Source organism: Methanobacterium sp. BRmetb2, assembly GCA_003491285.1.
Lineage (GTDB): Archaea > Methanobacteriota > Methanobacteria > Methanobacteriales > Methanobacteriaceae > UBA117.
In genome coordinates this window covers 1220162-1232094 of the sequence record CP022705.1, presented here as the reverse complement: position 1 = coordinate 1232094, position 11933 = coordinate 1220162, and the positions used below count along the sequence as shown (strand labels likewise).

The following is an 11933-nucleotide window of genomic DNA, read 5'->3' as shown; positions in this document are numbered from 1 at the left end:
TAATATAATAATCATAATACCTAAAGCAATCAGTAGAATTTTCTGATCATTTTTATATTCACTTGAATTGAGGATAAAATGAAGCTTAATATAATTGAAAAGGATGTTTTAAATCCTTTAGGTGAAACTGCAGGAGATAAAATATACTTAACCCCCATTAAGTCAAATATTCGAAATATTAGTTATTTGGACAATACCAAACCTAATGCTGATTTAATACTGGATACAATCCAAGAAGAATTAAAAAAATTAAACAACATTAGGATAACCAAACCTGCCGGTGCACCTGCATCTGATGAAGCTATTCAAAAGGCATGTGAATCTGATTTAGTATTTTTGGCTGTTGGCGATTGTGGATCATGTTCTACTTGGGTCATACTTGATGCTATAAGGCTTGAAAAAGTAGGCATACCCACCATATCAATTTGCTCCCACAAATTTTCGGATTTTGCACGTATGCTGGCAGAATCACATGGTGCTTATGGTTTACGAATACTAGAATTAGATCATCCTATCGTTGGAGTAGATGAAGACGGAATAATACTTAAAGTTCAAAATATCATCCCTGAAATTAAAAAGATAACTAAAATGAAATAATTTAGCTGCAACACAAGAGGCTTTTCATGGATCAAAAGAAAACTGAAAATATTAATGAAATTGATTGTGGATGTGGGATAGAAGATCTACTAAATAAATCACATCAAGATAATAAAAGATCCTCTCAAGCATCTTCACCGAAAGGAGATATTCATATTGATCCTGATGTGGAAAAATTAAGTTATCAGTTTTATATGAAGAACTTCACTGATGGACTTCCCATCATACCCCCCACTCCCGAGAGAGTGAACAAATTCTATGATTTTACAGATCTCGAAGCAGAAAAAATTGCGGCAATCATCCCTCCCAGGCAGGGTAAGGCCACTATTGAGAAAATTGCCATTAACGCAGTAATGGCTGGATCTCTACCTGTTTTTATGCCACTGATCCAAAATTCAGTGCGTGCAATTGCTCATGAAAAATTTAACTTGCCGGGTGTTAATGCTACAACGCACCCAGTGGCAATTTGCATAATAACCAACGGCCCCCTGGCTAGTGAAATTGGAATTAACAGTAATGTAGGGTGTTTAGGTCCGGGTAACATAGCCAATGCAACCATAGGACGGGCTTTAAGACTTATTTTAATGAACATTGGTGGTGCTATACCGGGTATTGGAGATCATGCCACGCTTGGTTCACCATCTAAGTACAGTTTTTGTTTTGCTGAAGCAGAAAATGAATCACCATGGAAACCATTACATGTGGAACGTGGATTTTCTAAGCAAAACAGTACAACCACAGTTATGGCTGTTGATTCTCCACACAATGTAAATGATCATCGAAGTAAAACTGCAGAAGACCTTTTAGATACAATAGTTCACACTGCTGCCGTGGCTGGATGTAATAATAGCCATGTTCCCGGAGAATTACTGATAATAATGGGTCCAGAACATGCACAACTAGTTGCAAGTAAGGGATGGAATAAAAAAGAAGTTAAAGAGTACATCCATGACAATTTATACGTACCTGCTCATCTGGGGGATAGGGGCGGTAGGAAACTTGATGAAAAATGGATAATTGATGATGATGTGAAATTAACCCAGACCCCGGATGATGTAGTTCTGGTTGTGGCTGGAGGTCCTGGCAGACATAGTATGATCTGTCATGGCTTTGGAACATCTTCCCAATCAGTAACCCAACCTATAACCTTTTCTAATGGAAAACCAGTTTTATCAATAAATGACTTTGAAAACCTGAAAAAATAAATTTTTTTGAAATAGATAAAATAGGTATTATTAAGGATATTAAAATTTAAAATTCTAAATTACTCTTTCAAGCTCACTATCCCATGTTTTCTGATTTTTCTGAATGTATTCCATCATCATTTCTTTACATTGATCCATGTCCAGATTGATTAATTCAACTCCATTCTCCTTAAGATATTCCTCTGGGCCTGTTAGAGTTTCATTTTCACCCATTACAACTTTTGGAATTTTATAGAGAATTACAGTTCCAGAACACATGTCACAGGGAGATAAAGTTGTATATAAAGTGCATTTTTTGTAATCTACACCCCTCAATCTTCCTGAATTTTCTATACAATCCATTTCACCGTGTAAAATGGTTGATTCTTTTTGGAGAAGCTTATTATGGCCCCGACTTATAATTTTTCCATCTTTAACCAAAACTGCCCCGATAGGAATGCCATCCTCTCTTAAACTTTTTTTAGCCTCTTTAATGGCTTCATTCATGAATTTGTAGTGTTTATTCATTTATAATTCCTTCAAATCAAAGTGCTACTTCCCTTGTCACTTTAATAGTTCTAATTATTTCATTTTTCTGTGGTCTGGAATTTTTTCCCATCCTTTTTACATAAATCTTTAATCAGATTTCTCCCAGTTAAGGCTGCATTGGGAAGTCCTACCATGGCCCCGGCCCATTGTCCTACCATGTAAAAGTTATCAAGTCCTGGAAGGGTCTTACTTAAGCCTCTGAACATTATTTTCATTTCCCCCTCTTTAGCTGGCCAGGGCTGCCCTCCATGGAAATTGTGGGTGTACCTCTCCACTGTGACTGGTGTAGTTACATCAAAAATTTTTATTTTATCCTCTATTGTCGGGAATCTCTGTTTTAGAGTATTCAATATTTTTTCGTATACTATTTTTTTCTCTTCATTATATTTTTCCTTGTCTGAATCTAAATTTTTCCAATAATCGTAATTTCCTTGGGTTACTACCTTAATAATGGAGTGGCCCTCTGGAACCAGTCCCGTAGCAGAATCAAAAAGTTCCAAATATAGAGAATCCCTACTTACACCTTCTAATTCTATTTTTTCATCCAGTAAGAGTGCGATAGCATGAGGTTCGTGTGAAAGATTCATATCTACTCCAATAAACACATTTATCCCGAATTCTTGGCTTTCATCAAAGGATTGATAATAAGAATCAATGAAATTGTTTGTATACTTTCCTTCAAGCATTTCATAGATGGTCCTATGGCCATCTGCAGCAGATACTACAATATCTCCGTAATGGGTGCTGCCGTCTCTAAGAACTACCCCTATTGCCAGGTTATTTTCTAGAATAATTCTTTCAACTTCTGACTTATAATTTAACTCCCCACCTAACTCAAGGAACCTGTTCTCTATTTTTTTACTGAATTCCAACGACCCATATTTAGGCCAGCCCATATCTCCTACTTCAAAACCAGCCATAAAAATTAGATGGGCAAACATGGGTATCTGTGAGCCATTCATGTTGTATTGTACATGAGAAAATGCTTTCCTTAGAAAATCGTTCTTAAATCTGTGAGAATAATCCTCTAAATTAATCTTACCCCATTTTATTATTGAAAAAGCTTTAGGTATAATTTTTAATTTACTGGAGATACCATCCATGTCCATTGCAAAAAAATCGGCACTGAGTAGGGAATGTGCTGCATTTAAATAGTTTTCAATAACATCTTGATCCTCGGGTGAAATCATTTTAAGGTGTTCTTTAAGTTTTTTGACGTCGGTATAGATATTTAATGCATTTCCCTTACTATCTTCCACTCGAACAAAGACCTCGCGATTTATTATTTTTAAATCTTTTAAGGCACCTAATTCATCCCAAATCTTCCTTAATTTCACATCACCTGATCCTGCCAGGTTGTGTATACAAAAGTCAAAGGTAAATCCTTTGCGGTGCCAGGAAGTGCATAGTCCCCCAGGTCTATTATGTGCTTCAAAAATAACTGGATCATAATCATTCATAGCAGCATAACAACCAGTAGCTAATCCTGAAATTCCTGCACCAATAATAATTATCTTTTTACTCATAAGATTACTTATTAGTAGCAATTTAATAAATTTTATGTTAATTTAATAATTCTTTTAAAATTTTAGAAAGGGTTGGATTCTACTTAAGCTTTAAGTTAAAAATAAAACTTTAGAAATAGTTGTTATTAGAATATATATTATGATCAGTTTTAAAAAAAGGGAAAATTAATGGATCTAAAATCTACGTCTATCCATCAATTCTTGTCTTTTACCTGCATTCCATCCGCCGGATGAAGATTTTGCACGACCTACTTGTTGAACATAGCCAGTAATACGGTCATACCATTCTACATCTTCTTTCTCGCCACAGGTAGGGCACTGATCATTTAAACCTTTCATTAATGTTTTGCATTTAATACAGAAACTCAGTGCTGAGCTGTAGGCCCAGAATCCGATATCTGATTTTCTGGCAATCTTGTCAGTTAAACTCATTAATGAAGAAGGATCTGAATAGGATTCTCCCATGAAGGCGTGGAATATGTGTCCTCCCTGGGTCAGTGGATGATAGGCTGATTCAATTTTTATTTTCTCAGGTAGCATCATATCAGTGTTAACTGGAACATGAGATGAATTGGTGTAGTAGTAAGCTCCTTGATCTCCCTGAACAATGGCCTTATCTTTGTATTTCTTACGATCCAGTGTAGCAAAACGATAGGCAGTAGACTCAGCAGGAGTTTGCAGGACACTCCACCTCCATCCTGTCTCATCTTTAAGTTTATCAGCTCGTTCATTTATGTGTTCAATCATCTTTATTCCAAATTTATTAGCTTCTTCATTTTCCAAACCCACACCCAAGTAGGATTGTAATGCTTCATTAAGCCCTACAAATCCAAAGGACATGGTTGAATTTTCGATTTTGTAATAAAGATCCCCTTCAACTTCTTGTTTAAGGAATGGGAGTAAATTATAATTATTAAGACAGTTCATAGCCTGTTCTCTTCTAAGTTTAAGAACTTGTACTGCCATGTCAATATAGGAATCTAAGTATTCGAAGATCTCAGTGTCATCACGGGCATTATAAGCAATTCTTGGAAGATTCAAAGTTACATATGCCAAGTTTCCCGTCCTGAAGCAGTCTTTTTCCCAGTCTCCAGTCCAATTATCTCCCAGTGCAGTTCTACATCCCATATAATTGGCCATATTATTTCGATAACTGGCTAACATATTTACAAAGTAAGCCGAACCATATTTTGCAGAGAGTTCATGGACCAATCCTAAATCCTCTTCAAATTCATTTTTTAAAACTTCTTTACGTAACGTGTAAATAGTGTTAGGGAACAAATGCGGTTTTCCATCAGCATCCCCATCTAAAAGGGTTTCTGTAAAGGCTCGTTGTAACATTCGGGTTTCATCTTCAAAGTCACCGTAAACACCTGCTAACTTACCTTTAGGTCCATATGCAGCTTCATCTTGTAAAAATTTTGGTACAGTAAACTCCATGTTAATTGAGGTGAATGGAACCTGTGAACCTCTAGCAGCATAAGCCATGTTCAAGTTGTATATGAACATCTGCACTGCTTGTTTTACCTTTTCATATGGCAATCCTCGAGCAAAAGGTGCTACAAAAACATTCCATAGACTCATAGCTTGCCCGCCAGACATGTTCTGCTGAGCTGCCAGCATTATTTCACCGGCATGGTTCATGAGCGTTTCTATGTGATTTGGTGGTCCTGCCACCGAGGTATGATCCCCTGTACCATCAACTTTCAAACCGTGTTTGATAAATAATCGTAAATCGTGTTGTAAACAGTTTAATGGACGTCCAGCAAAGAATTCTAGATCATGTACATGTATGTCCCCGGCCATGTGGGCATCTGCCAGTTCAGTAGGGAGGATGTGAAGTAAAGCATATTGTTTTAGTGCTTCATCAGCAACGTATTTATGTACTGTTTCGGGGTTATGAATCATGTTAGCATTATCTCGGGATCCGTTTTCTATGAGTGAGGTGATGTTAAATACAGGGATACCCAGCCTTGTGTATCTTTTACGCAAGGTTACCAAGCCGTGCTCAACCAGTTTTGTGTTTACAATTTCCCTTATCATTGGCCCGCTTAAAAATTCAACGTCCAGTTTTTTAAGCTCTTTCCATACTTCTGAAGCTATTCTGTCTGCTACTTCCGGAGAGGCCCCTGTCTCAACTACCAGTGTATTGGCTATTTTGCTTTTATCAAATGATTCTATGGTATCTCTGGAAGTCCTAACTCTCAGCTTGTTAGTTGCTAAATATTTATCCGCTACAGTTATATCAACTTTTTTAAGGGTATCAAATACCAGCATTTTTATTTCAGCAGTACTAATACCATCATAAGCTGAAGTTGCAACTTGAGATGCTATTTTTTCTGCAGCCCAAAGTGGAGCATCCACCATCAGGCATGATTTAACTATTTTTTCGTGGCTGAACTTTTCGTATATACCATTGTTTTTTAATACACAGGTTTCGGCTTTCGTGGGAAGTGCAGCAATAATGCGTGCATCTTTCATAATTAATCCTCCGATCTTACAATATTATTTATTATTTCTCTTATAAAAATACATCCAATGAACTTTGTTTAGATTTATCACTTTCAAAAAGGGAATCTATTCCAAATTCCAGAATTTCAATTCTTTGAATTAAATAATTATCAATTGGATATTTTTTGCTGAGTTCCTTGGAAATATCGAGGTATTTAACAACAGAACCCTTGGAAACGCTTAATATCAAATTTCCCCCACATTTACATTCTCCAGATAATGGAATTCGTCTATACTTTTTGTTACACTTAGTACATCTAACTTTCTGTCTGGAAAATGCTCTTACATTACCCGCCATATCTGGTAAGAAATGAGACATTAACACTCCTTCCACCACACCCTTTTGATCTACTGCTCTAATTTTCTCGGCAAGTTCTATTTGTGCATTTACCTTCTCTTTCATGGTGGGTAGCATCTTGTATAAGCACAACTTGGGGCCATTGTGTATACTGGAAGTATCATGGGAGAACATTATGTCATGATACTGCCTTTCTGTTCCGAGTCTTTTATTTACATTATCAATAAAGGGTAAAACCTCTGATGGTTTGGCAAATTCCAGTGTTTTCTCGTAAAATTCAAGAGGAATAGTAGGCATGGCATCAATATTATGTGATTCATCGTCAATTTCTTCTGGATCGATCCGTGTAGATAGAACCAGTGGCGCGTCCATTCTACCACCCCTGGAACTGGGGAGATATGTTTTTGAAAAATTTAATAGTGCATCTAATAGTAGCATCACTGAATCTTCGTCACTGTCACAATTTCTTCGCTTAGCAGAATGGAAAAAAGGGTGAGCATAACATGCAGCTGCCTTGGTAAAACCTATTATTCGTCCTAAAACACCAGCTGATGTGTGGGGAGCTAAACCTACTATCAAATGTCCAATCAAGTCTTCTTTCTCCTTGACATTATAGAACCTATCTATTTTATAAAATTTGTCTAGGAGATCATCTATAAAATTGGCAACACCAATCAAGTATTGGGCACAATTTTCAGAGATAACCACATCCTGTATTTTAATCTCCACTATCTGCTCTGGATCTTCAACTTTATTTCCATATATATCATGTGTATATCCCAGATCGTGGAGTTTGAGAAGGCTTAAACCAATTTCTTTAGGTTTAAAATGAGTTATGGGTAGATCCGTGGAATCATGCCTAATTGTAGCATCTTTAAAGGTGAAAACCTTATTTTTAGCCCTTAATACTCCCTTTTCAAGTGGTTCGGGGAGTTTCTGCTCGGATATCATCCCCACAACACCTTTAATTTCATCCAGTTTTCTAACTCCAACATTATCAAAGGCTTTTTTTAGTAATGTGCCTAAATTAATTCTCTTTTTACTTGAACTGGTTAAAACAGTCTTAGATCCACATATTGGACATATTGACTGCATAGAAGCTATTTCACAATTGGTACATTTACATCTTGCAAAATCAACGGTTATACTTCCTTTTTTTGCAGCATCGACAATATTTCTCCTACTCCCACCGAAATTACTTATAGGGAATAATACATGAGGAGCAGGTTTCATTTTCCGTTCTTTAGATTTTTCAGGCCTTCCAACCCGGTTACCTATATATATGGGAGCTTTAGCCATTATTTCTACAGGGGAAACCTCATTTATAGCTTCAAGTGTGGTAATCTTTTCATCCATTTCCAATGGTTTATCCAGGGTCGTAATGAGTGCGTAAGCATGATCATACTCCAGGACAACTTTAACAATGTTTTCAACTTTTTTAAACTTGTGAGGAACTCCTAAAACTTCTAAAATCCGCTTTTCTGGTGAAGAATCAATAATAAATTCTTCATCTTCTTTTAACTTATCAATATTTTTGAACAACCATTCTCTAAGATTGTTTATGTCTTCACCTGAAACATCATGATAAAAATAGGTGTATTCTGGGTGTAAGGGAACATTATACTCTTTTGATAATTCAAAAGCTTGTTGGATACTTATTTTATCGGTAGGGTTAAAATTAAAGTCATTTTCCGAATAATTAGGAGATTTTTCTAAAGTTTTAATCCACCATTCCTCGCACCAAGCTGAAGGGAGCAGCATATGGTTGTTTCGTAGGAATTCACCAAATGCAATTAGTATGTCTCCTAAAAATATGACTTCATCAACATCTTTCTTTAAAGACTTAGCTTCTTTTATGGAAGATACCTTAACCACATCTCCATTTTTCATTTTCACTATAGGACCTTCAATAGTATCACAGGGGACTACGCAAGCACCTTTACCTGGTCTTTCAATTTTTATCTGAGTACCTATAGCTAAAAACTCTAATAATTCCATGGTAATAGGGTTGATCCCCATAGCCGCCAGTCCTGAATTTCTTGACCTCCCATATCTTAGCCGGAAGCCTCCTTTTTCAGAAGGGTAAGATAGTACTGGTCTTCCACCAATTATATCCTTTAAATATTTATCATCAACCTTAATACTTTCTCCTTCATCATTATCTGATTTTTTGGACTTTGAAAACGCATCCAACCATTCCCAGCCATCAAGTTTAACTTTTTTTGCATATTTAAGTGTTTTAGGAGCTTTCTGGATTACTCCCTCTACCATTGCCAGTAAAGCCCCTCCCCGGAGATTATTGGTTTCTACTCGCTCTAAATCACGGTGGGAAACCTCTACATGATCAGTAGGTTCTCCTGTGACCTCAACTGGAATATTTTTGGCTGTGGCTCTAACTTCATCTGGATCCGGAGAATACTGAAGGTTGGTTACCTCTGACTCATAGAGCTCCACTTCTTCCACATATCTTTCGATTTCTCGATCCGTGGGTTTATAAGGATCAAGATTAAGTGAACGGCGTATATAATCCGCAATAAGGACTGCAAGAGCTGCTGCAGTTCCTCCCGCACTTCTGATGGGGCCTGCGAAGTAAACTGCCAGATAATTGGTTTTATCAAAATTTTGTTTTATCTTAACTTTTGCTATTCCTTCCAATGGAGCAGCAACAACCCCTTCAGTTAAAATAGCAAGAGCAGTTCTAAGAGCCTGATCTGCCTTTTGTTCCTGGGTCTCAATACTATCAGGCTCACCTTCCACCTCGGTCTTGGTAGCAATTTCACTGGCAATTCGAAATGCCACCTCTTCCCTGGAAATTTCTTCTTCTAAATCTTTTATTCTCTCAGCAATACCTTTAGGACCAACTAATCCATCCACTCTTTCGGCTAAATCCTTTGCACGAGGTATTTCAGGTTCTGTGTCAATATCATAACCTTTAAGTTTGGCTTTTCTTGCTATATCATATAATTTATCAGCATCTGCTTCTAGACTCTCAAAATACTCCATAAAATTCCCTTGATTTTTGTTTATAAAGGCATTTCAAATTAAATTTATATTATTTTTTTATTAGCATCTTTTTATAAAAAAGTTGTCATCATTTAATAAATACCGGGCTTTTTAATAATTTTTATACCTTTTTAAAGTATTACAATAATTTACACAATTTTTATACAATCAATAACCAAAAACCTGAAAAATTGAACTATGTTTAACAAGAAAATAAAAACAGTTTTTAGTCATCTTTTTCCCTAAATACAAAAATATAAAATGGTTTAACCAAAAAATATACATAATAATCAATTGATAAGAAATAAAACACCATTTAATAATCTTAATTTACATTAATATTATAATGAATATTTATTAAATTTACTTCAAATGTATAAAATAAGAACCTTATCTTAAAATTTCAATTCTAAACAAAACTTAAATACTTCTCATTAATATAATAAGATGTGTATTTATAGTTGAAAATTGAATTTATATTATCAAATTTTTAATTAAATCTCATTATTTTAGGTGAAATAAGATGGCAAAAAAAGATAAAAAATCCCTACCTCCCAGTGGTGCTGGATTGGTTAGATACTTCGATGAAGAAACAAGAGGACCAAAATTAAGTCCAGAACAAGTAGTAATCATGACCATTCTACTAGCAATATTTTGCATAGCACTACGCTTTACGTAGGGAAGATCAAATATGGCAATACACCCTATAGAGTTTCGATACGGAACCCCTGAAATGAAAAATGTCTGGGAATCAGAAAATAAACTCCAGAAAATGCTTGAAGTTGAAGCCGCCCTTGCCCGAGCAGAAGCCGAACTTGAACTTATCCCCGAAGCTGCTGCCGATGAAATTAATAGAAAAGCAAATACTCATTATGTTAAATTGAAAAGGGTTAATGAGATTGAAAAAGAAACCAACCACGACATTGCATCTATTGTAAAGGCCCTGGCTGAAGTTTGTGAAGGTGATGCCGGAGAATATGTCCATTTTGGTGCAACCAGTAATGATATAATTGACACTTCCCAATCACTCCTTTTTAAAGAATCAATATCTATACTAAGATCTAAACTGGTTGATCTTGGAAAAAGTCTGGTAAAACTTGCAGAAGAACATAAAAATGATATTTGTATTGGCAGAACCCATGGTCAGCATGCTTTACCAATGCCTTATGGAATGAAGTTTGCATTGTGGGTTGATGAGATTCACCGCCAAATTGAGAGGATGGATGCCTGTGAAAACCGTTTATGTGTAGGTATGATGACCGGTGCAGTGGGAACTACGGCTGCATTGGGCAGTGATGGTTTGGCTGTTCATGAAAAGGTATCTGAAATATTAAACCTTAAACCAGTTTTGATATCAAATCAAGTTGTTCAACGGGATAATCACGCCGAATTCGTGATGAACATGGCCAATATTGCCAGTACCCTTGATAAAATTGCCTTAGAAATTAGAAATTTGCAGAGAACTGAAATCATGGAGCTTGGTGAGCAATTTGACCCTGAAAAACAGGTGGGTAGTAGTACCATGCCCCATAAAATGAATCCTATAACTGCAGAGAGAATATGTGGTGTGGCCCGGATTGTGCGTTCCTATACGATTCCTGCACTTGAAAATAATCCATTATGGCATGAAAGAGACCTTACTAACTCTTCATGTGAACGGATAATGTTCCCGGAAGCCTGCATTCTTTTAGATTATATCCTAAATCTTACAATAAAACTGGTTAATAATCTGGTATTTTATCCAGAAAATATTGAAAGAAATTTGAATATGACCAATGGACTAATAATGGCAGAAAGAGCCATGGCTGAACTTACCCGTGGTGGAATGGGAAGACAAACTGCTTATGCCCTGGTTAGGAAATGTGCACTGGAAGCTAATAAAACGGGAACTCCTTTGTTGGATATTTTACTAAAAGAAAAGAAAATCAAACAATATCTTTCTGAAGAAGATATTAATAAGATGATGGATCCCCATACATACATTGGTTCATCGGATAAAATCATAGAAAATGTGCTGAAAAAATCAAAAGAATGGTTTTAGGGGACCAAATAGTAAAATTCCCTCTTTTTTTATGTTATTTATTTTTAAATGATTAAAAAAGTTTAGAATCATTATTAATCATTCATTTTAATTTATTTTCACATGAAAAATAATAAAAAATAGTGCTATTTTCAAGAGTGATTATATAAACTCTTACTTTTTTCTTTAATTATATTATTTATGAAATTCCTCAATTATTGCAGATTATATTTCCCTAACTTTAT

The 11933-nt window shown here is 35.8% G+C and carries 8 protein-coding genes; 4 read left to right on the top strand and 4 right to left on the bottom strand.

Going from position 1 to position 11933, the window contains the following annotated elements; translation table 11 throughout:
* Window positions 1-78: 78 nt before the first annotated feature.
* On the top strand, window positions 79-597 hold the full coding sequence (locus CIT01_06145; protein AXV37809.1) for a hypothetical protein: 519 nt from the start codon (window positions 79-81) through the stop codon (window positions 595-597).
* A gap of 26 nt (window positions 598-623) precedes the next feature.
* Complete coding sequence (locus CIT01_06140; protein ID AXV37808.1) at window positions 624-1802, top strand: hypothetical protein; 1179 nt, start codon at window positions 624-626, stop codon at window positions 1800-1802.
* 54 nt (window positions 1803-1856) lie between these two features.
* Here the strand turns inward: CIT01_06140 and CIT01_06135 are convergent, their stop codons facing one another.
* The 4 genes from CIT01_06135 to polC all read right to left on the bottom strand — a co-directional run bounded on the left by CIT01_06135 (window position 1857) and on the right by polC (window position 9668).
* Complete coding sequence (locus tag CIT01_06135) at window positions 1857-2309, bottom strand: tRNA-specific adenosine deaminase (GenBank protein ID AXV37807.1); 453 nt, start codon at window positions 2307-2309, stop codon at window positions 1857-1859.
* Window positions 2310-2368: 59 nt separating this feature from the next.
* On the bottom strand, window positions 2369-3856 hold the full coding sequence (locus CIT01_06130; GenBank protein ID AXV37806.1) for a hypothetical protein: 1488 nt from the start codon (window positions 3854-3856) through the stop codon (window positions 2369-2371).
* Between the two features lie 174 nt (window positions 3857-4030).
* The gene (gene nrdD, locus CIT01_06125) at window positions 4031-6337 is read right to left on the bottom strand and encodes an anaerobic ribonucleoside-triphosphate reductase (GenBank protein AXV37805.1); all 2307 of its coding nucleotides are present in this window, start codon (window positions 6335-6337) and stop codon (window positions 4031-4033) included.
* Window positions 6338-6377: 40 nt separating this feature from the next.
* Complete coding sequence (gene polC / locus CIT01_06120; GenBank protein AXV37804.1) at window positions 6378-9668, bottom strand: DNA polymerase II large subunit; 3291 nt, start codon at window positions 9666-9668, stop codon at window positions 6378-6380.
* A gap of 523 nt (window positions 9669-10191) precedes the next feature.
* Between polC and CIT01_06115 the strand changes: the two genes are divergently transcribed.
* Window positions 10192-10347 (top strand): preprotein translocase subunit Sec61beta, encoded by a 156-nt coding sequence (locus tag CIT01_06115; protein AXV37803.1) that lies wholly within the window; start codon window positions 10192-10194, stop codon window positions 10345-10347.
* A gap of 12 nt (window positions 10348-10359) precedes the next feature.
* Window positions 10360-11709 carry an adenylosuccinate lyase gene (locus CIT01_06110; protein AXV37802.1) on the top strand — a complete coding sequence of 450 codons (1350 nt, stop codon included), beginning with the start codon at window positions 10360-10362 and terminating at the stop codon, window positions 11707-11709.
* Window positions 11710-11933 lie beyond the last annotated feature (224 nt).